The organism is Schinkia azotoformans LMG 9581, assembly GCF_000307855.1.
GTDB classification, from domain to species: Bacteria; Bacillota; Bacilli; order Bacillales; family Bacillaceae_J; genus Schinkia; species Schinkia azotoformans.
In genome coordinates this window covers 71840-94455 of sequence record NZ_AJLR01000120.1, presented here as the reverse complement: position 1 = coordinate 94455, position 22616 = coordinate 71840, and the positions used below count along the sequence as shown (strand labels likewise).

24 protein-coding genes and 2 pseudogenes are annotated in these 22616 nt (G+C 36.3%); 4 read left to right on the top strand and 22 right to left on the bottom strand.

The features are described 5' to 3' along the window. Positions 1–175: 175 nt before the first annotated feature. The gene (locus tag BAZO_RS14055; protein ID WP_039957601.1) at positions 176–1705 is read right to left on the bottom strand and encodes a malate:quinone oxidoreductase; all 1530 of its coding nucleotides are present in this window, start codon (positions 1703–1705) and stop codon (positions 176–178) included. Positions 1706–2104: 399 nt separating this feature from the next. After that, a complete protein-coding gene (locus BAZO_RS14050) occupies positions 2105–2740 on the bottom strand; it encodes a bifunctional 4-hydroxy-2-oxoglutarate aldolase/2-dehydro-3-deoxy-phosphogluconate aldolase (protein WP_003332259.1) in 636 nt (211 codons plus the stop codon). A gap of 168 nt (positions 2741–2908) precedes the next feature. On the opposite strand from BAZO_RS14050, the gene BAZO_RS14045 reads away from it, so the two are divergent. The 3 genes from BAZO_RS14045 (at position 2909) to BAZO_RS14035 (ending at position 5402) form a co-directional block, all read left to right on the top strand. Further along, positions 2909–3256, top strand: a complete 348-nt coding sequence (locus BAZO_RS14045; protein WP_003332258.1) for a PadR family transcriptional regulator — start codon at positions 2909–2911, stop codon at positions 3254–3256. Next, complete coding sequence (locus tag BAZO_RS14040; RefSeq protein WP_003332256.1) at positions 3237–3875, top strand: HAAS signaling domain-containing protein; 639 nt, start codon at positions 3237–3239, stop codon at positions 3873–3875. The genes BAZO_RS14045 and BAZO_RS14040 overlap by 20 nt, the downstream gene beginning before the upstream one ends. Before the next feature lie 69 nt (positions 3876–3944). Beyond that, positions 3945–5402: a DUF4153 domain-containing protein gene (locus BAZO_RS14035; RefSeq protein WP_003332255.1), complete on the top strand. Its 1458-nt coding sequence runs from the start codon at positions 3945–3947 to the stop codon at positions 5400–5402. Positions 5403–5482: 80 nt separating this feature from the next. Here the strand turns inward: BAZO_RS14035 and BAZO_RS14030 are convergent, their stop codons facing one another. The 17 genes and pseudogenes from BAZO_RS14030 to BAZO_RS13950 form a co-directional block, all read right to left on the bottom strand. Next, positions 5483–5686 carry a hypothetical protein gene (locus BAZO_RS14030; protein WP_035197381.1) on the bottom strand — a complete coding sequence of 68 codons (204 nt, stop codon included), beginning with the start codon at positions 5684–5686 and terminating at the stop codon, positions 5483–5485. Positions 5687–5764: 78 nt separating this feature from the next. Next, positions 5765–6478 carry an ABC transporter ATP-binding protein gene (locus BAZO_RS14025; RefSeq protein WP_003332253.1) on the bottom strand — a complete coding sequence of 238 codons (714 nt, stop codon included), beginning with the start codon at positions 6476–6478 and terminating at the stop codon, positions 5765–5767. Then, positions 6471–7436: an ABC transporter permease subunit gene (locus BAZO_RS14020; RefSeq protein WP_003332252.1), complete on the bottom strand. Its 966-nt coding sequence runs from the start codon at positions 7434–7436 to the stop codon at positions 6471–6473. Before BAZO_RS14020 ends, BAZO_RS14025 begins: the two co-directional genes overlap by 8 nt. 37 nt (positions 7437–7473) lie before the next feature. Next, positions 7474–7980 (bottom strand): nitrous oxide reductase accessory protein NosL, encoded by a 507-nt coding sequence (locus tag BAZO_RS14015; RefSeq protein WP_003332251.1) that lies wholly within the window; start codon positions 7978–7980, stop codon positions 7474–7476. Continuing rightward, complete coding sequence (locus BAZO_RS14010) at positions 7970–9403, bottom strand: right-handed parallel beta-helix repeat-containing protein (protein WP_003332250.1); 1434 nt, start codon at positions 9401–9403, stop codon at positions 7970–7972. Before BAZO_RS14010 ends, BAZO_RS14015 begins: the two co-directional genes overlap by 11 nt. 193 nt (positions 9404–9596) lie before the next feature. Beyond that, positions 9597–10074: pseudogene (locus BAZO_RS14005) on the bottom strand (aromatic amino acid lyase); the annotation flags it as partial. Between the two features lie 9 nt (positions 10075–10083). Continuing rightward, a complete protein-coding gene (locus tag BAZO_RS14000) occupies positions 10084–10578 on the bottom strand; it encodes a RidA family protein (protein ID WP_003332247.1) in 495 nt (164 codons plus the stop codon). Between the two features lie 30 nt (positions 10579–10608). Beyond that, positions 10609–10959, bottom strand: a complete 351-nt coding sequence (locus BAZO_RS13995) for a 2Fe-2S iron-sulfur cluster-binding protein (protein WP_003332246.1) — start codon at positions 10957–10959, stop codon at positions 10609–10611. A gap of 146 nt (positions 10960–11105) precedes the next feature. Then, on the bottom strand, positions 11106–11786 hold the full coding sequence (locus BAZO_RS13990; RefSeq protein ID WP_003332245.1) for a GntR family transcriptional regulator: 681 nt from the start codon (positions 11784–11786) through the stop codon (positions 11106–11108). 138 nt (positions 11787–11924) lie between these two features. After that, a complete protein-coding gene (locus BAZO_RS13985; protein WP_003332244.1) occupies positions 11925–12455 on the bottom strand; it encodes a chromate transporter in 531 nt (176 codons plus the stop codon). Continuing rightward, the gene (locus BAZO_RS13980; RefSeq protein ID WP_003332242.1) at positions 12452–13048 is read right to left on the bottom strand and encodes a chromate transporter; all 597 of its coding nucleotides are present in this window, start codon (positions 13046–13048) and stop codon (positions 12452–12454) included. The genes BAZO_RS13985 and BAZO_RS13980 overlap by 4 nt, the downstream gene beginning before the upstream one ends. Positions 13049–13074: 26 nt before the next feature. Further along, a complete protein-coding gene (locus tag BAZO_RS13975; protein ID WP_003332240.1) occupies positions 13075–13554 on the bottom strand; it encodes a GlcG/HbpS family heme-binding protein in 480 nt (159 codons plus the stop codon). 16 nt (positions 13555–13570) lie between these two features. Further along, positions 13571–15043: an aldehyde dehydrogenase family protein gene (locus tag BAZO_RS13970; RefSeq protein WP_039957598.1), complete on the bottom strand. Its 1473-nt coding sequence runs from the start codon at positions 15041–15043 to the stop codon at positions 13571–13573. 105 nt (positions 15044–15148) lie between these two features. Beyond that, positions 15149–15871 carry an iron-containing redox enzyme family protein gene (locus BAZO_RS13965; protein WP_003332236.1) on the bottom strand — a complete coding sequence of 241 codons (723 nt, stop codon included), beginning with the start codon at positions 15869–15871 and terminating at the stop codon, positions 15149–15151. 263 nt (positions 15872–16134) lie between these two features. Next, positions 16135–17592 carry a hypothetical protein gene (locus BAZO_RS13960; RefSeq protein WP_003332235.1) on the bottom strand — a complete coding sequence of 486 codons (1458 nt, stop codon included), beginning with the start codon at positions 17590–17592 and terminating at the stop codon, positions 16135–16137. Positions 17593–17609: 17 nt separating this feature from the next. Beyond that, positions 17610–18377 carry a creatininase family protein gene (locus BAZO_RS13955; RefSeq protein WP_003332234.1) on the bottom strand — a complete coding sequence of 256 codons (768 nt, stop codon included), beginning with the start codon at positions 18375–18377 and terminating at the stop codon, positions 17610–17612. A 54-nt stretch (positions 18378–18431) separates the two neighbouring features. Beyond that, positions 18432–18767, bottom strand: a complete 336-nt coding sequence (locus tag BAZO_RS13950) for a 2Fe-2S iron-sulfur cluster-binding protein (RefSeq protein WP_003332233.1) — start codon at positions 18765–18767, stop codon at positions 18432–18434. A 342-nt stretch (positions 18768–19109) separates the two neighbouring features. Between BAZO_RS13950 and BAZO_RS13945 the strand changes: the two genes are divergently transcribed. Next, the gene (locus BAZO_RS13945; RefSeq protein WP_003332232.1) at positions 19110–19430 is read left to right on the top strand and encodes a hypothetical protein; all 321 of its coding nucleotides are present in this window, start codon (positions 19110–19112) and stop codon (positions 19428–19430) included. 49 nt (positions 19431–19479) lie between these two features. Here the strand turns inward: BAZO_RS13945 and BAZO_RS13940 are convergent, their stop codons facing one another. The 3 genes and pseudogenes from BAZO_RS13940 to BAZO_RS23315 all read right to left on the bottom strand — a co-directional run. Beyond that, entirely contained in the window at positions 19480–20871 is a 1392-nt protein-coding gene (locus tag BAZO_RS13940; protein ID WP_003332231.1) for a hypothetical protein, read from the bottom strand. A 484-nt stretch (positions 20872–21355) separates the two neighbouring features. Then, a complete protein-coding gene (locus BAZO_RS13935; RefSeq protein WP_326153846.1) occupies positions 21356–22279 on the bottom strand; it encodes a DHHA1 domain-containing protein in 924 nt (307 codons plus the stop codon). Between the two features lie 72 nt (positions 22280–22351). After that, positions 22352–22570 (bottom strand): annotated as a pseudogene (locus tag BAZO_RS23315) (alanine--tRNA ligase-related protein); the annotation flags it as partial. Positions 22571–22616 lie beyond the last annotated feature (46 nt).

The following is a 22616-nucleotide window of genomic DNA, read 5'->3' as shown; positions in this document are numbered from 1 at the left end:
AACACGTAATTTGCCCATAATGGCAAATTACGATGTCTTTTCTTATACTATAATCCATAAAATTTTATAATTTCTTATAGTATAACAAAAAAGCAGAAGGATCCTCTCCATTCTGCTTTACGTTTATGAAATTTTTGTAAATAACTTGTACATTATTGCACAAACTTATTCAATCTTAAGCATTAGCTAAAACTAACGTTTTATCGCTATATACAGCTTCTTTGTCCGTTAAACCAAGTGTTTCAGCAGTTGAAGCATGAATTTCATCTAGAAGTTCTGTATTTTTCATTAATGATAACCCGTAAGAAGGAATCATTTCCTTGATCTTTGGTTCCCACTCTTTCATTTGCTGTGGGAAGCACTTATTGAGTACTTGAAGCATAACGTGAACTGCAGTTGAAGCGCCTGGTGATGCACCTAGTAATGCAGCGATTGAGCCATCAGCAGCATTTATTACCTCAGTACCAAATTGAAGTGTTCCTTTACCGCCAGCTTCAGTATCTTTAATAACCTGAACACGTTGACCAGCTACAACGATATCCCAATCTTCACTTTTAGCTTCAGGGATAAACTCGCGCAATTCTTCCATACGTTTTTCTTTTGATAACATAACCTGCTCGATCAAATATTTAGTCAATGGAACGTTCTTTGCACCTGCAGCCAACATCGTTACCAGATTATCTGGTTTAATTGAAGTAATTAAATCCATATTAGAACCATTTTTTAAGAATTTTGGTGTAAAGCCTGCAAATGGTCCAAATAGCAATGATTTTTGATTATCTATATATCTTGTATCAAGATGTGGTACAGACATCGGTGGAGCACCAACTTTAGCTTTGCCATATACTTTTCCAAGATGTTGGTCAACAACTTCCGGATTATTACATACCATAAATAGTCCGCTTACTGGAAATCCTCCAATATGCTTTCCTTCAGGGATGCCGGATTTTTGTAGTAAGTGTAGGCTACCACCCCCGCCTCCGATAAAGACGAATTTTGCACTATGGCGTTCAACTGTACCCTTTTCAAGATTTCTTACTTTTAATTCCCACAAACCGTCGTTCGTACGTTTAATATCATCAACACTATGATTATAGTTTATATTAACATTTTTACTTTCTAAGTGTTCAAACAGCATGCGTGTTAAAGCACCAAAGTTAACATCCGTTCCTGTTTCGATTCTTGTTGCAGCAATAGGTTCATCTGGTGTACGGCCATTCATAATAAGCGGAATCCATTCCATTAGTTTGCTAGGGTCATCTGAAAATTCCATCCCTTGGAATAATGGATTTTTTGATAGCGCTTCAAATCTTTTCTTTAAAAATTCGACATTTTGTTCCCCTTGTACTAAACTCATGTGGGGCAGCGGCATGATAAATTCGTGTGGATTATTTATCAACCCGTTCTTAACAAGATAAGACCAAAATTGCATTGAAACCTGGAACTGTTCGTTGATATTAATAGCTTTACTAATATCAATAGATCCATCCGGCTTTTCAACTGTGTAGTTAAGCTCGCATAGAGCTGCATGTCCGGTTCCAGCATTATTCCATTCGTTAGAGCTTTCCTCCCCTGCATTTGCTAGTTTCTCAAATACGGAAATCTCCCATTCTGGTACTATCTCTTTTAAGATCGTTCCTAAAGTAGCACTCATGACTCCGGCGCCAATTAAAATGACGTCTGTTTTAGTTTCCCTGTTACTCATTTCTACCAACCTTTTCCCCTAGAATTTGTAGAAAGATGTAGGCAGCACACCGACGTAAGGTGCAAACATGTCACACACCTTTTCTTTTTTCAATTATAACTCTATTATGCAGTATTACAATTGTTTAAAGATTAAAAAGTATGAAATTATAAGATAATTATAAATTATTTAAATCTAGTGAAATTAGTGTGAATATATTCACAAAGCTAAGTAATAACTTTTCTTTACATTGTCATGATATCACCAAATGGATGATGCTGTAAATAAAATTCAAAAAAATTTCACTTGAAATTTTACAATTGTTTACCTTTTACCCTTTCAATTACTAAAAGATCATAGAATTGGAAAGTAATTTATTATGTCGATTGATGAAAATCCACTATCTGAATTTCGACATTTTTAGATTGTAGCTTCCCTAATTTTCCGCAACAATAATTCCGCTTTTTTAGTAATACTTTCAAAGTTACTGCTTGCAATCGCAGCTTTATCAATTAAACTGCCACCAACTCCTATTCCAACTGCCCCTGCTTTTATAAAATCAATGACATTTTCAGGGCGTACTCCACCCACTGCAACCATTGGAATATGGGATAACGGCCCCTGTAATTCTTTAATATAGCTACTTCCTAAAATACTGGTTGGAAACACTTTAACAATTTTCGCTCCAGCTTTATACGCCTGTACAACTTCTGTAGGAGTCATAACTCCTGGAAGAATACCGATATTATGCTCTAATGCATATCTGATAATCTCTTCATCTACGTTTGGAGTAACAAAATACTTAGCACCTGCGGCGATTGCTTTTTCTGCTTCTGCAACGTCAAGAACTGTTCCTGCCCCAATGTATAACTCTTTACCGAATTTTTTATTTAACATCGAAATCATTTCTACTGCTCCATCTGTATTCATGGTGACCTCTACGAGCTTGATGCCCCCTTTATATAGTGCTTCAGCAACAGGAATGATATCCTTTTTTTCAATACCTCGAATGATTGCAACTATATAGTTTTCTTTTATTAAATCAACAAAATTCATTTTCTCCTTTTCCCTTCGTAAAAATATTTGCAATTTTCTTTACTGCTTATTTTACATTTTAAAAATACTCTCATCAATTTTCTACTTGAATTCCATTTTTAATCTTTACAAATTATTGGATAAATTATAGAATCTCTATATACCTAAAAACTCTAGGTAGGTGAAAGTATGTTTAATCGTGAATTGGTAAAAGGAAGTACATCCCTTTTATTGCTTCAACTGCTCGATGAAAGAAATATGTACGGCTACGAGCTAGTGAAAGAATTAGAAAAGCGCAGCGATAATGGGTTTTCTGTAAAGGAAGGAACATTGTATCCAGCACTACATAAGCTTGAAAAGCAGGAATATATTGAATGCTATTGGCAGGAGCAAGAAAAAGGTCCAGCCCGTAAATATTACAAGATTACCGAAGCCGGAAGAGAGATGTTAGAAGAAAAAACCCAAGAATGGAACGACTTTGTTTCAGTGATCAATACGGTATTAGGGAGAAAAAAACATGGAACGGCTGAAGAATGATTTCCTAACCGAACTTAATTCTTGCCTTGGCAATCATCCGGAGAAGGAATCGATTTTACAGGAATATGAAGCCCATCTTGAGGAACTCCTAATTGAGTTCCTCAACATAGAAAATGAAGCTGAAGTACAGGACAAAGTTTTCCAAAGGTTTGGCACACCCGATGAAATTGCTGCAATATGGGAGGAAGAGCTTTCTGTTACACCAAGCAATATGAAATGGTTATTTATTTCAGTCAATATTTTTTTCTTTGGCGGAGGGGCCATACTAACCCTTGCCCATAATGTATTCGATTGGACTTGGTTGAAAGGACTATGGAATCAGTTGACGTCCATTCCTATCTTGATTGCTCTGATTTACATGGTGTTTTGGGCATTGCTTGGTTATGAAATAGGGAAAGGTTTTGGACATAAAGGCAAGAAAGTATTAAAACGAACTTTTATATTAGCATTAGTGCCGAATTTGACCTTGATGTTTTTAACGGTTTTCAAGATCATACCACGAGAATGGTTCCATCCATTGTTGACAGAAACATTTATTGGGTTATGTATTTTCCTTACCATACTGCTGTACCCTTTATGTTTGATAAGCTACAGATGGGGTAAGAAAGCTTCTGTGTAATTTTTTTAGCTATATACATAGATAAACTATGTATATAGAATTCCTATTTAGGATTTTGGAGGGATTGAAATGGAGTTTAAAACAGAGAAGAAAGATTGGATTTTTTTATTTTTATGTTTTCTTGTTGGAATAGTCGCGGAAGAATCGTTCTTTAGGTTTCAGATTGGCATCTCCTATTTTGTGTTTATCGTTTGCTTTTATTCGTTATTTTTTTGGAGATTTCGTTCGTTTTCATTTTCTCATCAACGTTTTGGTTATTTGCTATTAATTTCGATATGGATTTTGGCCGCCGGCTATTACACATATGATACGGCTCTGTTTTACTTATTAAATGTTCTGGTCATTCCAGCGCTTGTTATTTTTCATCTTATTTTAGTTACTTCTCCGAAAAAATTCGAATGGAGTAATTTCAATTTTGTTTTTTACACCCTACGTCGCCTAGTTGACGGGATCCGTTATAATGCAACCTTTATAAAATATACGTCCAAGCTATCAAAAAGCGGAAATAATACGAAGCGTTTTGATGTTTGGAAAAAGATTTTAATTGGGATCGGAATCTCTGTTCCATTTTTATTTATCATTATTAATTTGTTAATGAAAGCTGATACTCAATTTGCAAGAATTTTAACCAATATCCCGAATTTTATGACCTTCAGAGGCGATCTTGTTATTCGTTTTATTATCATTGTTATTATTACTTTTCTATTTTTCGGCTTTTTGCAGGTGCTTTTACAAAGAAAAGTGGAAATGATTCAAAAGGATGGGATGATCAAGCCCCTTTCAATGGATGGGGTCATAACATTGACGGTTCTATTACTTTTAGACTTGGTGTACATCCTGTTTGTCGCTGTCCAATTCAAATATTTTTTCAGTGGGACGCTTGAAGACGGCTTCACTTATGCGGAATATGCACGGCGCGGATTTTTCGAGTTACTTTTTGTGACGATGATTAATCTAACAGTGACTGTCGCTGTTATATATTCCACGAAGCTAGTTCTAGGATTTCTAAAAAAAGCAATCCGTTTTACTCTAACTGTTCTTGTTTTATCAAGTAGTGTTATTCTAATATCTGCCTTCATGAGAATGTTGATGTATGAGGATGCATATGGTTTTACCTTTTTGAGAGTGCTAGTCCATTCTTTCATGATTTTTCTTATGTTTATCCTTGCCTATACGCTTGTGAAGATTTGGCTTGAGCAGCTTTCCTTGTTTCATTTTTATTTTATCGCAGCACTCGTCTATTATGTCGGTATCAATACCGTCAATCTCGATTGGATTGTTGTGAAGCAAAACATAGCCCGCTATGAGGAAACAGGAAAAATTGACATCCACTATTTAAACCAATTTTCTTCTACTGGTATTCTTGGACTGATTGAGCTTTACGAGAAAAATCCGAATGTTCCAGGTTTGGAAACGTTGCTTAAAGAGCGAAAGCGAGAAAGAGAAATATTAACGAGCGATGCTTGGCAGTCACGTAATTTTACTAGAGATAAAGTTTATAAAATGCTTGGGGATTTGGATTTATAAAGTCGAAGTGCCGAGCACTTCGACTTTATAACCTAGTTTACATAATATATTTATGGTTTTATTCTGCTTTTCACAATGATTTATTTATGACTTTCTAGCTTATTCTCCATAATCTGCTTTTCTAGCATCCTTGCTTTTTCTTCTTCTTTTTTAGAAAACTTAATGATTTGGTTGATAGCTAAAAAAGTTAGAAGAACAAAGATTAATACCATCATAAAAGCCGGAATATATTCCAATTTATTATCAGGAAAATACATTTCAAACATGACCGACATCCCTTTCATTTGTTTCACTTACTATATTATAAACTAAAGTTTATTAAAAATATAATAATCAAACAAATAAAAGGGACATTTTGTCCCTTATGCAACACTATGTGACTTTTCGAGTAATTTAAGAAAAACTTCCTCCAACGTTTGTGTTGCGTATTTTTCATAAATTTCTTCGAGGCTGCCACTTTCTTTTACCTGACCTTCAAATATTATGAAAACGCGATCGGAGATTTCGGCCACATCTCTCATAATATGGCTACTTAAAATCACTGTTTTTCCATTATTAGTTAGATCTTTAATGATATTCTTAAATTCAATAACCCAATAAGGATCTAGCCCATTCGTAGGTTCATCAAAGATGTAAACATCTACATCGGACAAAAGTGCTTGTGCTAGATTAACACGCTGTGACATTCCTTTTGAAAATGAACTAATTTTTTGGTTGCGTACTTCCCATAAACCTACTTTTTTTATGACTTCCATCATCTTCTCCTTGCTTGCATCCACAAATGTACGATAATACATTAATACTTCAATAGGAGACAATTCTCCCGGAAAATTCATATGATCGGGCATATAGCCAAAACTTTTTTTCTTTGAAGTAAGAAATTGGAATATGCCAGATGATGGTTTCTCAATTCCGGTTAGCAGTTTAATTAAGGTACTCTTTCCAGCCCCATTCCCTCCGCAAAAAACAACACATTCTCCTTTATTTATGGAAAGGTCAGTAGAAGATAACACTTGTTTTTTCCCGTAGGTCTTGGATAAGTTTTGAGCTTTAAGAACGATAGTTGGATTAGCCAATGCGCTCCCTCCTTTTTTTGATTGTAAAATTAGCAAGAACTAATGAAATTACAATCATGAGCACAGATGATAGGATCACATAATTAGTTAAACTTCCATCCTGCCCCCACTTATGAATCAGTAAATATTCAGGACCAAATATATAATCCGCATTAAGCTTCGTGATGGACCAGACACGTAATGATTCAATTGGATTAGAAAGTACTAGAACAAGCATGCTATTTAACTTTTGCGCATATGGAATCCAATCTATAATTGAAAAAATAATAAATTCATAACCAATAACAAGAAAACTCCATACACATAATGCATAAGACAGACCTTGCATTCTAGTCATACTAATTGAACCAACCAACACTGATAATGCTGAAAAAATGATGATTAGAAAAATATTTAATAAGAAAAAGGTTGTAAAAAAGTTAAACTGTGCCCCATCGGTGGTAAAAGCGATGACCATTCCAAATAACCCGTAGGAAATTCCTAACGCAACCAGCATTGAGATACAAAGAGCTGTAAATTTACTAAGCAAATAATAGAAAAATGGCATCTGATAAGTATGGTAAAGGGCTAACCTTCCATCCTCTTTATCAGCGACAATTGCATTTGTACCAAGTATTAAACAAATGATAGGGAGCACCCACAATGATAAATTCATTAGCATCGCAATGGCACGATCATATCCAGCCTTCCCATTATTGGAATCACCGGGCTCATCGGAAGCCATTTCTTCCAGTCCAAAAAAGGAAGGATCGATTGAGCCTGTATCAATACTCGATGAGATCGAAGAAAGACCATACTTCACTTCACTCGGGTCCGCATCTAGCGACTTCAAACCATAGAAATAAAAGAGAGCGGCCATTAAAAGAAGTAGAATCATAAAATTAAGAAGCCATTTACTCCGCAACAAAAGTCGTAATTCATACAATGTCATTGAGTTCAACGTTTTTAAATTTTTCATGTATAATCATCCTTCATAATCGGACTTGTTTTACTTTTTACATGTTATGTTCAGCCTCATGACCGACCCCGGCATCAGAACCGTGCCCTGCATCCTTTAATGCTTGAACATCAGCTTTAAGGACGTCTCCAGGAGTATACAATTCTCCTCCATTTTCAGCTTGGAAAGCTTTTGCCTCTTCTGCAAATGAGAAGGCTACAAAATCGTAATTCATTGGAGACTTTATCTTACTGCCTTGAATAAAAACAGCGTTGTTCATGTCAATCCATTCACTAGTCAAGTAATCATGAACAAAAACATTGGCAACCTCTTCCTCGTGATCTTTTATAAAAAGAACCATACAGCCGATATCGTCAAACTTCTTTGGTGTGCCGTCTTTCAATATAACTTCACTTGATGCTTTTACATCCTGTATCCCCATATGACACTCGTCACAACCATCAACATTGGTATCAATTGGCTGCGGCTTAAAAGCATCTTGGCTTGAGCATCCTGCTACTATCACAAATAAAAGCAATATTACACAGAAAAGTTTACGCATCATTTTTCATTCTCCTCGTATACCATAATGTTAAGAAACTGATAGACATAAATACTAGGAAAAATCCACTCTTTTCAAGATCTACTGCATTTTCCCCATCATTCTTCATTACTTTTTGCTCAATCATAGTGTCAATCACTACCGGTGTTTGAATTGGATTTTCATCCACAATGAACTGTTTGGAAGGGATAGGGACAAATTGTTCAATCGTATTCCATAACCCTACCGCTGGACTTCCAGAGAATATTTGTAAATAAGGTTCCTTTGTCGTTAAATGGTAAAAAACATCTCCACTTTTATAGGCGTAATTATTTGTCCCTTGCCGATTGAATTCCTCTAGTAGTACCGGCCTTGTTGAATAAATAGACGCATGTAACGTTGGCTCATCCCGATCTAAATGTAGATGACGCTGATCATCCCAGTAGTTCCCAAAACCTTCAAGATTAAATAAGTTTTCATTTTCTTTATCTGTAATAACTTGCTGATTATTATTTAAAAAATTATTCAAATAGATTCCATTATCCTCTGAACCTTTGGCAAGTTCCATTCCCTTGTCATTTTGATCAAATTCATTAAATGAAATTTCATTTCTTTTCCCGTTTTCAAGATACATACCTTTATTATTTTTTTTGACAATATTCATTGAGATTTGGGAATCAAATGTATCAAATAGAAAGAGGCCAGCCCCTTCAATTGTCGTATTTGCAAATAGATAGTTTTCTTTAACGGATAGCCGTTTACTTTGCATAAGCATTAATCCATTACGACTCTTTGACAATTGGTTTTGATGAATAATCACATCGTCCGAATCCATCGTGTGAATGCCATACCTAACATTGGTAACTGTGTTTCTACTAATTTCACTTAAATTTGAGTAAGATAGATAAACTCCATCATTCGTACCAAAAATAATATTATTCCTGATGTGGGAATGCGGTGCTTCAATCAAATAAATTCCGTGGCCTTTATGAACAATAGTATCATCTGTGTAGCTTGTGATGATGTTGTCATCGACTTGATGGCCGTAACTATTCTTTAGAACAATTCCATGAAAGACGTCATAAATCTTCGTATTTTTAATGGAACTACGATTTCCATTCACATGAATGCCCGCATTCTGTGAACCGCTTCCTTCAATTTGTAAGTGTTCAATAGCCACATCATCCGCATTGATTGTAATGACATCACCCTTGTTAGGGCCTTTTATGATCACCCCTTTTTCACCTTTAATAGTAAGCGGCTTGTTCACAGAGAAGTTTCCTTGATAAATACCTTTTTTAATCTTGATAGCATCGTTTTCAGCCGCCGTTTTCAATACCATCTGCAATTCATTTTCATTTGTTACACGGAACTCTTCAGCTCCAGCTTTCCCACTAAAAATGAAAAGAGCTGTTACCAATAAAAAAAAGTAGGTTGGCCATTTCATAACTGACTCCTTTTTATAAAGTTATAAATTTGCACGCTTTCTGCACAAGTTCTGCATACTTTTTAATAACTATATCAAGGTAACTACTATATAAACGTGAGTAACATCACATAATTGAGTTTGAAAAATGGCGAGTTTATGTACGTTTTGTGAGAAAAGTATGAAAAGCGAACCAAAAGTTCGCTTTTTATCGTCAATATAGATTTTTCTCCTTCAACCATTTTGCAAGTGCCTCCATATCCTTTGAAAAAATTCGATCCCTTCTATCTAATAGAAGGAACAACTTCTCTCCCCTCTGTATAAAATGCTTTAGTAAGTGGAGACATTTTTTCAATGCCGCGATATTCAACGGTCTGCATCGCACAAATCATTTCAATCGCTAGTACCCTTCTGACATTTTCGATAATGGAATAGGCATGACGTGCTCCAATGGTGCCCATGCTGACGTGGTCTTCTTGGTTTGCGGATGAAGGGATGGAATCGACACTGGATGGGTGGGCAAGTGTTTTATTTACTGAAACTAATGAGGCGGCTGTATATTGCATTATCATCGCTCCTGATTGAAGCCCTGGGTCTGGACTTAGGAAGGCTGGCAGATCATTTAATTGCGGATTCACTAATCGTTCTATTCGTCTTTCTGAAATACTAGCCAATTCCGCCATCACAATCCTGTTTTCATCTCAATCTATTAATAATACAATCATATCTGTTTCAACCGCTGCATTTCCTGGTAAGGAGGCAACACCTACTGCACAACGTGCATGTTTTCCTTTATCTCCAAAAAGCTCAACTAGTAAATCTGAGGTACCATTTATTACATCTGGTACTTGAGTAAAAGTTGGTTCACAGTTTACATACCCTGTTATTTTTACAATCTTGTCGATTTTATTAAAATCCCCCAGATAATCTTTTAAAATGCTTAAATGGTTTAACGTCGTGATTCTGGCTGCCTCGTATCCTTCCTGTATAGTTAAGTCTTTACCAACCTTACCTTTATAAGCTATTTCACCATTGAATTTACAAGTAATTCCACTCATATAAATAACATTGCCAACTTGATTTAAAAATAAATAATTCCCAGACGGCTTGGGTGTGTTCGGTAATGATAATCCTTTGGAATTCAGTATACCTTCAACATCAAGTACATGTGTATGTGCTTTCAATTTTTCATCCATCCTTATCCACTTTTATTACTATTGAAATTTTTATGCTTGTGGTGTTGCTTCTTTTTCTAATTTATCAGGCTTACGCTTTTTAACAAAATTTGTAATCTCTTCTGACCATGATAAAGATACATCGCCACCGTTTACGAAGGTTTGGCATCCTAAGCGATATCCTTGACTTAATAGTTCATCCCCAAGCTTTCTACGTTCTTGTTTCTTTACATTATCTAAAAACTCTGCCCCTTTCTCAACCTTGCAGACACAGCTTCCGCAAAGTCCCCCGCCACACCTGTTTGGAAGATCACCATCATATCTTAATGACATTCTAAGAATATTTGAATTTTCGGGTACTTCAAAAGTTTTTCCACTCGTTACATAATTAATTTTAGGCATTTCCATTTCCTCCTCTCATCTTCTTGGTATACAATATACCACATTTTAATTTTTCAGGCAATACTAAATATACAAAATAATCTATTTGATTTGAAAACTATAGAAAGCTTGAATGCAGAAAAAATAACAGGTTCAATGCTAACCTGTTACTTTTTTTCTTTTTCCTTACGTTTTTCAACGGATGTTATATAAGCTCTCTTTGAATTCTCGATATGGATTTTTGTTAGAGATTCGGCAAGTTCCACTTCTTTATTTCTTAAAGCTTTCATAATTTCCAAATGCTCTTTCATGGCTTGTTCTTTTCTTCCTGGCGTTTCATACCCCATATTGGCCGACATTTGAATATAGTCCGTTAATCCCGATAGCATTTCAAATAATTTCGGACTTTTTGCGGCATTATATAAAACCATATTCATATCAATATGAATAGTTTCATAATCCTTATGCGAACTATTGAGAAAAGTTTCTAATTCAGCAATTTTCTCATCGAGGATCTCTTGTGTTTTTTCATCCATCCGTTGGGCTGCTAATTTTGCTGCTAATACTTCTAAGGAAGATAAAATATTGAAAACCTCGACAACCTCTTCACTAGAAATATTAGAAACAACAACACCCTTTCTCGGCACTGTTTTTACAAACCCTTGAGATTCAAGTCTGAACAATGCTTCACGGATTGGAGTACGGCTGATGTTCAATTGATTAGCTAACTCTCTTTCAATTAATCTGTCACCCGGTTTTAGTTCCCCTTCTAAAATGAGTGATTTTAAATAGATATAAGCCCGCTCCCGAATCGATAATAAATCATCGGCAACCCATTTTTCATGCAAAGGTTTCACCTTCTTTTATTTTTATCTTTATAAATTGTATACCAATAATGTTACCATATAATGCCTCTTGATTTCCAATAAAAAAAACGACCAAGATTTAACCTGGCCGTCCATTCCTTCATCCCTCTATACAAGCTTTCATGATAAAAAAATACCGCCATAAAACAGACCACAGACAATGACAAGAGCCGGATGGATTTTTAATTTGTACATTAATAGATATCCAATCAGTGCTACTATTAATAAATGCAATATGCCAATCGTAATAAAGGATGAACTAAAAAACTGATAAGCTAAAACACCTAATAAAATGGCAATGACCGGTTGAACTGCTTTTGTCATTAATGATACTTGTGGTGAATTTTTAAATAATGTCACAAATTTAAACAAAATAATGACTGCAATTGCTGAAGGAAGGATTGTCGCCGCTAAAGCAACAATAGCCCCTAATGATCCGCCTACTTGATAGCCGATGTATCCGCCCATTTTTGTTGCAATCGGTCCCGGCAATACATTGGCAATTGCAAATAAATCTCCAAATTCCTGAAGAGTCATCCACCCATAATGATTAACAACCTCATTTTGAATCAATGGGATCGTGGAAGGTCCTCCACCGTAACCCAGTAAATTAGCTATGAAAAAAGCCACAAATATATCCCAGTAAATCATACGCTTTCTCTCCTCTTTTTAACACTTTCTGCCGGAGAAACAGCGTGCGCTTTTTGTTTAAAAGTAGCAATTAGAAATGCCGCTAGTAAAAATACCGCAATAACGATTCCCGGATGGATATTTAAAAAGGCTAGTGCGATTAATGATACGATAGACAAGACCACATTTATGTTGATCCCTAATCCTTTATTCCCCTTGATGAAGAATTTATAACACATTTCTGCGAGCATCAAAGCAATGATCGGGGCAACTCCTAGAACCATACCCTTAACAAAAGGAGAATCCTTATAAGTATATAGTACGCCTAGTAGGCCAAGCATACCGATAATCGATGGAAGAATATGCGCAAGAATAGCAACTGTTGCCCCCACAGACCCTTTCACTTTATAACCAATATAGGCAGCCATCTTCGTTGCAATCGGTCCCGGTAAAGTATTTGCCAATGCAAGAGTGTCTCCAAACTCATCTTCTGTCATCCAACGGTATCTTTTTACTGCTTCATACTCTATTAAAGGAATGGTGGAAGGTCCTCCACCATAACCTGTTAGTCCGGTCCTTGCAAAACCAATTGTTAAATCTTGTAAGTGACCCATAGAACAACACCTCTTTAAAGCCGCTCTTATTTTTTTATGTCTGCGTCAGTAATAATTTCAATACCCTGGTCTTTTAAGCTTTCTTGCAACGCTTGTAAGGCCGCTGTACCAACAGCCGTATCCTGTTCACCGTTGCCGCCGCTGACACCGATTCCCCCGACAACTTCCCCATTTGCTACAATTGGGAATCCCCCTACAAATATCGCGAATTTACCTGGCAGCATCTGATTGATACCAAATGCTTCGTTACCTGGAAGGGCAGGACCATTTGGCTCTTTGTTAAATAGATGAGTGGACCTTTTATGACCTGCCGCTGTATATGCTTTTGCAATTGAAATTTCAGGTCCTGTGATGCGGGCTCCATTCATTCTTTCCAATGCAATTAAATTTCCTCCATCATCTGTAATCGCGATTGTTTCTAGAACATTGATCTCTTCTGATTTCTTCTTTGCCGCTTCAATCATAATTTTTGCTTCTTCTAACTCCAATTTTAAAGATTGTTTCATTTCTTAATTCCTCCTATTAGTATCCGATATATACGGTTTTTGTTTGTGTGAAAAAGTCTAATCCTTCCGTACCTGACTCTCTATATGTTGACGTACTTGACTTTTTAATGCCACCAAATGGTGCGTTCACAAGATTACCAGTAGTTGTACGGTTGACTTTGACTGTTCCTGCTTGAATATCTTTTGTAAACTGATGGGCATATTTCATGTTGTTCGTCACGATTGATGCTGACAATCCGTATTCTACATCATTCGCTAGTTTAATAGCCTCTTCGTAGTCAGTAGCTTCGATGACGGCGATGACAGGTCCGAATATTTCTTCTTGGGCAATTTGCATTTCATTTTTCACATTTGTAAAGATAGCCGGCACGACATAATAACCATCCTTATATTTGTCCTCAGTCAACTGCTCCCCTCCATATACAAGGGTTGCTCCTTCTTCTTTTCCAATTTGAATATATTTTAGGACATTACGCAGCTGTTTTTCGTTTGCTAAAGGACCGATGGTTACACCTTCTTCAAAGCCGTCACCAATTTTTAATGCCCTTGTTTTTTCAATTAACGCTGCAATGTATCGTTCCTTTACTTCCTTCATAACAATCACACGGCTCGTACCTGTACAAGCTTGACCTGTTAATGAAAAACCACCATTGACAGTAATCGAAGCAGCTAACTCTAGATCAGCATCTTCCATTATGATTAATGGGTTTTTACCACCAAGTTCCATTTGGGTTCTAGTAGTTAAAGATGACTGGCGATGAATGTCTTCTCCTGCACCCGTTGAGCCTGTAAAAGTAACTGCACGAATGGCTGGGTGGGTAACCAAAAGGCTGCCGACATCTCTAGAAGACCCAGTAACAAAATTAATGACACCATTCGGTATACCAGCCTCATGCAAAGCCTCCACTAAACGATAGGCGATAAGAGGGGTATCTGATGACGGCTTGAATACAACTGTATTCCCCGTGATTAATGCTGGAGCAATTTTTCTAGCTGGAATAGATAAAGGGAAATTCCATGGAGTAATGACGGAAACAACTCCAAGAGGTTCACGTTCTGTCGCCACATTCATATTTGGATCATCATTTACAAACGTATTTCCAGTCATGTTCTGTCCAGAAATGGCATAATAGCGAAGGGTTTGTGCCGAGCGGCTGACTTCACCTCTACTCGCACCAATCGGCTTTCCTTCCTCCCTTGTTAATTCACTAGCGATCTGTTCTAAACGACTTTCCAAGATATCCGCTGCTTTTGATAAAATAGCAGCACGCTTAGATGGTGAGGTTTTTGACCATTCTGGAAATGCCTTAGCTGCAGTTTCAATCGCTACTCTAACGTCTTCCTCAGTTGAGGCTTGAAATACGCCTACGACATCATTTTTATTTGAAGGGTTAATACTTTTAAAAGTTTTTTGACTGCTGGAAGTTACCCATTTCCCTCCAATATAGTTTTTAAATGTATCAACTTTTGTTGTAAGCAAGAGGATCATCCTTTCTAATTCATTCATCTACTATGAATAAATGGGGCAGCTTCTATAAAAGAAACTGCCTGAACATTTTTTATTTAACTATTTTTCGGAATATTTACGACAAAATTAAGCTTGGATTAACGCCCCTAAATCTTCTTGCAGGTATGTGCTCCATAAACCATCCATGTACATGCGACGCATTTTTGCACCTGTACGAACAGCTTCTAAACAAGCTTGTTGTAGCTCTGGGGTATCTGCACATTCAAGAACAATCTTGTAGCCGCGCTCGCCGTGAATTTCATCAGAGACAATGTGTAAATCAAAGAATTCGATTTCTTCGTCTGTAAATCCGTATTGTTCACGTAAAGCAGGTGTTTGTTTACGATAAATGTCTGGTACTTGAGATTCTAATCCTACTACAAGAGCTGCAGTTGCAACAACGAAGTTTTCTCTTTGGGCAACATTATAACACCAGCTTTGTAAGCCAAGAGTAGTCGGTGCCATATTATGTGGATCTTCTACTCTTTCTCTAGTTGTTCCACACGCTTCAGCAAAACGTATTAAAAGGTCTGTGTGGCGGTCTCCAGCAATTTCCTCTTCATACATGTTTTGCAATGTAAAATCTTTCGCATCTGTGTATTTTTCAGGAGTATTAGCATAAATATATGCTAGATAATCAGCGAATGGTCCGACATAGTGATAGTGATTTTCAGCCCATCTTGCAAAATGCTTTCTTTCAAGTTTTCCTTCAGCCCATGCAACTGTAAATGGAGCTTTTTGACTGTGGTTTCCTTTGATCGCCTCTTCTAATGCTTTTCTAAATTCATCCTTTGATAATAATTCTGCCATTTTCCATTCTCCTCTCAAGCCTTTTATTGCTTATTGTATTTTGTATACCAAATGTTTTAAAATAAAACCTTATATTTTTTCAAATATAGCAGTTTTCTTCTAAGTTGTTTCGATAAAAACTAGGGTAGCTTTTATACTGTTTCGCTTCATGGTATACCATCTAAATTAATAGTACAAAATCTCAAACTGTTTGTAAACCCATTTTCTAAATTTTTTAAATATTTTTAATACCTTTATTTAAAAACTATACAGACGACGTAAATTTACCATAGGAAAAGGGCAACAAGCGTGGATAAAGCAAGCCCGGCTATTACTGGTATAAACAACTTTCTCGCTAAATCTAATACTGGAACACCACAAAAGCCCGCAACAGCAACCAACGACGACCATGCAATGAACGTACCACCGCCTGTCCAAACGGCACCCATTTGACCGATAGCTGCAAGCGTTCCAGCCTCCAAACCAACACCATCAGCCATTGCACCGGAAAGTGCTCCAACTAGAGGCAAACCGGAGAATCCTGAACCATCCAATCCGGTAATAATTCCAACAATTAGTACACCAAATGCTGTTAAAAAGGCGCTTGGTGGAATGGCATTTTGTGCAGTCGCAACAAGATCAAATAAAAATGCCGGTTTTGCAACATCTTCTCCCAATGAAAGAATTGATCCTGTAAAATCCGAACTGCCAAGGAAAAAGAAACCTGCAATCGGGATAACTGGCCCCATCGCTTTAAATGCAAAAACAAAACCCTCTGTAATATGGTCACTTACCTTATCTAATGCATGAATTTTCCTGAAAGCAACTGTGGATAGGATTAATAAAATAGCAGCTACACCACCAATAAAGGCCGCGCCATCTCCACCATTAAAAACCCCTGCAGTATCAGGATTTAATTTCGTAGAGAACATAAAAATCATGACTGCTAGCATCGATAGAGGCACAAACACAGCAAACATTTTTCCCCATTTCTCACGATTTGCAGCGTCAATTCCATTTCCTTCTACTGTAGCTGATGCTTCCGCTTCAGCACTTTGTTGGCCTTGAAGAACTTTAAGCTCCATTTCCGCCAACTCACTATTTGGTTTTCTAAGCGTACGTCGAATCATCATGTAGATTGTTATTAAAGCGACCCCGCCAGTGATTAATGAAAGTATCATTGCTTTATCCACAACGGCGGATGTTTCAATCCCTGCTGCTTTTGCTGTAAGCATGGGAGCTACTTGAATAATATAATCAGATGACAGCGCCATCCCTTGACCTGCAATGGCTACAACCATCGCGGCTGACATCGCTGGTAATCCGGCACGGATAGCAACAGGCACTAACAAGGCACAAATTAACGGAACAGCAGGCGTCGGCCAGAAGAATAAAGAGATTACATAAGTTGTTGCAAAGATGACGATGATCCCAATATGCGCATTTTTAATAACCTTTTGGATTGGTAAAATCATTTTTTCGTCGGCACCAAGTGCTCTTAATGAATTTAATAGAGCAACCATTAATGTGATAATCAGAAAGATTGTAAACAATTCCTTAGCGGCAACTAAATTTGCATTAAATACGGCCTGAAAACCGCTGACAAATGAACCTTTAAAGACCCATGCGACAAAAAAAGTTCCGATTAGTGTTGGCAACACAACACCCCGCCGAAATAACATCGTCACAATTACGACAACCGTGAATAAGGCATACAACCAATGAGCAGCAGTTAATTCCAAACAACACGCACCCCTTTTTAGATTGAATTCACTTCCAATTGCAGAACTTCTTCGATCGACCTAGCCAAATTTTCTAAAGCTTCTTCCACAATTTCTTTGCCAATTTCATAGCTTGCTTTTGTAGCATCGCCAATGCAGCCATTTGCTGTCATTTCTTCGTAACGATAGAATCCTTGTAATGCCTGATTCGGCCGCAGCTTTTTCCATCTCCCCCCTTCCTGAATATCGCCCTTCGCTAATTTCTCATGGCGGATTAACTGTGGAGCAAGATAATGAGCCTCAGAAACTTCCCTTTCACAGCTATGACCGAACAATGTTGATTCAATATTTTTAGAAATGGCTTTTTTAGCGGATGCCGTAGTTTTAGCAAAATAGATTTCTACTTCATGTTCTGTTGCTAATGTAGTAGCTGCTACATTCAGGGTAGACTGATTTCCGCCGTGGGAATTCAAAAATAAAAAATTGTGTATACCATGGTGTTTTAATGAAGTAACCATATCTTCTAAAATGGCAATCAATGTTGTTGGTTTAAGCGTTATCGTTCCAGGGAAATTAATATGGTGACTCGAAACCCCCATATTGACTGTTGGTGTGATTAGAACATTTGGGAAAAGTCTTTCCCCTAGTTTTTTTGCCATTTCAGTAGCTAATACAGCATCACAGCTCTCAACCATATGGGGGCCATGCTGCTCGTGAGCACCTATTGGAATAATTGCTAATTTTACTGTGTTTAATGCATCTCTCACCTCCTCCCAAGTCATTTCCGTTAATAAATACTTGTTCATTCTTTTCCCTCCAGCATTTTGGAATATTGTATACCAATATAAAATAATAAAAAGCTATTTCGTTAGTTTAATAGAATCCTTTTCCTTCTTAATCTTTTCTGCAATATTTTCTTGAGTGATTTCAATATCTTCTCTAATAGTTAATTGACAGGTCAGGCGGATTCCGTTGTGGGCACTTTCACCCAGCATTCGTTCCTCTTTCCAATTTGGCGAACTCAATTGCTCCTCACCAGAAATGATCTCACAAGCACACTTTAAACATTTCCCCATCCCACAGCCATACTTTAATTTGGGAAACTGTTTGATACCTGCCAATACGACTAGATTGGAATTTTCTTTTACTTCCTGCTCAATGATTTCACCATCAACATGCAATATAACCCTTGGCATTTTTTATTCCCCTTTCTAAAAAGTTTTTTGTCAAAACCGTGAAACCCCTTACAAAATAGTTTTTGCCTTACTGCCTCCCATCATTTCTAACGAGGTTTACACTATTTTGTTATTAAAATGTATAAAAAGTTTATAAAACTATGATTTGATTATACAAAATTTTCAAAACATTTCAACTATAAACTTGAAAAACTAGAAAAAATTTTATAAAATGGCTATAAGGTGGTATACCAAATGCCGTTTAGAAGAGGTGGTGGTTAATTAAAGACAATATATTTATTGGACCGTAATATTAGAAGTATTAATTTAAAAGAGGAAACAAATTAAAGGGAGGAATTAAAAATGGGGAAATACATTATTTTGACAAACAAACAAACATTTCAAACAAAGGTGGATTCAAACGGAATAAAACCGATTGAATCCTATAACTTTCATTTCTTTGATGAAATAAAAGCGAAATATACAATAGCCGAAGTACTAAATAGAGATACTAAGATTTGCCTTTATGAAAAGTACGAAGGTAAAGAATATATAAATCAAATCAGAGTTAAATTCTTTGAAACGTTTGATTCGATCGAAGCAGCCAGGGATGAGTTGGGGGAAATTGTAAAAGCCTCTGGAAATGATGAAGACTCTAAACATACGAGACTTGTAAAAAATTAGTAAGCAGATTTAAAAGACCTTGTCGATTGACAAGGTCTTTTTAGCGTTCTCATATAAAAACATTAAGGATGATAAGATAGACCATAACCAATAGCAAATATAAAACGGTAAATGGAGCATTCCAATTTGAGATTTTGAATGGACTTTCATTAATAATTCCAGACATTAAGCCAATCGTTGCATTATAGGGACCCATTAAAAAGGCAGAAACAGCCCCACCAAGCATGGACACTGTTAAAATTTGTGGTGAAATCCCCAATTGAGTCGGATCTAGAGTTTCAGCTAGCAGTGCTAATGCCACTGCTGGATGTAGTCCGGTAAAGGCTAGGATCAGTGGTATGACTGGTATCATTAATAAAAACATCTCTATTCCTACCAACCCCTTAAATACAACAAACATTTCATTCAATCTATGATCAGTACCGGAAAATTGCATCGCCGAAATAAAAAAACCGGCTGATAAGAAAATAAAAAATTGATCCTTCATTTTATATAAATACGTGTTGGTATGAATTTGTAAGCCTGTCAAAAATTCTCTTCCTTTTTTTAACAAAAAAGACCAACAAAAGGCAAACGGAATTACCAACAAAGCCACTAAAATTAAAAAACTGAGATGAAAAACATAATCAAAAATGGCAATACAAATATTGAAAATAAGAATGGCCACTAGGATTTGACCAATCCTTTTTGGACTTTGCAACGATTTGCCGCTCACTTCAATCGTTGTAGCAATTTCGTTAGCAGAAGCGCTCCCTGCGAGCTTTTCACTCCCTAATTTTGAGGCAGCCCTCCCCGCTAAAAACCAATCCAATAATAACCCTGCTATACTTAGCGGCAATAAATAAGGAAGCATGGTGCTCCAGCTTACCCCTGTCATTTCTATGACAATACCAACAATCGGAGTCACGGGCGCCCATAAAAGCGGCATTGCAAACCCACGTGTAATTGCCCGACTCATGAATCTTCCCGTGCTTTGCAATGAAAATACTTGTAAAGCAGGTTTCATCGAATGATAGGTCATTGGCAACGTTGCAAGATTCATAAAAATACTTAAGAAATAAGAAATTCCTGAAGTCAGCATGTAGAGATGTCCGGAATTTTTCAACTTTCTATTTACTAATTCTTGTATGCCACCAGCATAATTCCCAATTTGAATTGGAATTGCCAATATGGGAATAATAGAAAATAAAGTTAAAAGATTAAGCATTGGTCCAAATGATATGATATAAGTTTTCCAGCTTGCCCCACTAGTAAACAACATCAACGCACCAATTAGTAAAAAAACAATTCCTAAGATTTTCACAAAACGTTTTACATAGAATAAAGTCGAAACAATAATAACCATACAAAGAATCGATAATACATATGAAAGTTGCATACTAGGAAAGATTTCTGTTAATACATAAAGGAATAACGTAATAATGAACAAGTATTTTATCATTCGCACCACCACTTTTCTTTTAAATGTATTGGTAATTATACCCTATTTCGATATTTTTTGGTATACAATATTTTATTATCCAGTCATTTCTTTTATTCTTCTTTTTCTTAAACTCCAACTATATTAGCTAACACGTAAATTTATGAATATAATCGATAATTAACTTTATTAAGGCTTATATAAACGAACTAGGTATACCAAATTAGTTTTTGCTCCCTATATTTTGTATAAAAATCCTTACTTTTAAGGTATTTGGTATACCGGTATTATTGACTTCCTTAAAATATGGATTATAATTAAGTTATAGAAAATAAAAAGAATTTTAGTAATTTAGGAGGATGATTCCTAATGATGAATTATCTTTTTGGTAAAAAGGCAGAATTAAGGGCGCAAAAGAAATTTTTACAAATTAAAAAAACGCTTTTCATCAAATAGTCTTTCTTTCTAAAAAACAGCAGGGATTTCAGATATCCCTGCTGTTTGTTTATTCATTTCCCGAAATTTCCTTACATAACTCATTCATTAATTCCTCTGGTGAAATAGTTCGCTCTCCGCCTCCTTGGGCAACGGAATCACTCCCTCCTCCTTTACCATTTATCAAAGGTAAAACCTGTTTGATTACATTATTCATATTGATATTTACATCTTTACTCCTTGAACAAACGAGCTGAATCTTGTTATTCTGCTCATTTAGTAATAGAGCAATGATATTATCCGTATTGGCAGCAATCGTTTTCCCCAATTGCTGCAATTCAGCCATTGACCGGTTAGTAAAAATTATTTTTACCAATTTTTGATTGTTAAACTCCTGTGCCCCATTTATCAATTGGTTGGCTTCATGATCAAGAAATTTCATTTTCAAATCGTCTATTATTTTTTCTAGTTCCTTAGTATTTTGTAGCACACGGTTGGCTGTTTCTTCTAATTTTTCCTGTGGTGCACTTAAAATCGTCATTAGACTTTGAATGACCTTGTGTTTTTCATGAAGTTGTTGGATTACCCTATTTCCGCAAACAAAGTAAACACGAATATTTTTCTTCTGTTTTTCCCAATGCAAAATTTTAACGGCGCTTACCTCACCAGTTGCCTTTGGATGTGTTCCTCCACAGCCGTTGTAATCAAAATCAGGAATAATCACGAGACGTATATTATCTAATACCGACAATTCTTTTCTTAAAGAATAATTTTCAAGCTCATTCTCTCTTACCCACTTTGCTTCAATCGGCCGATTTTCTTGGATGATGCTATTGGCAAGTTTCTCTGCTTGAAGAGCTTCATCTTCAGAAAGGTTTGTTGTCTCAATATCAATCGTACAAATTTCTTTACCCAAGTGGAAGCTCACCGTTTTATAGCTAAAAAGATGATCAAATGCAGCTGATAAAATATGCTGCCCTGAATGTTGCTGCATATGATCGAAGCGGCGTTCCCAATTGATTTCACAGAGGAATTCCTTTTGGGCTTCAATAGGTTTCTCTATGTAATGCCGAATTTCCCCATCAACTTCCTCGACATCAACAACATTCACACCATTTATCATTCCAGTATCATGAGGTTGTCCCCCACCGGTTGGATAAAAAGCTGTTTGATCTAAAACAACATAAAAACGCCCTTGTTCATCTTTATCTGATTTTTGAAGGCTGGCAGTAAATGAGCGTATGTATTGATTTTGGTAATATAATTTTTCCGTTGCCATATCTTTATACTCCTTTGTACTGTTAAGATTTTATATCTTACTTAGAAATACC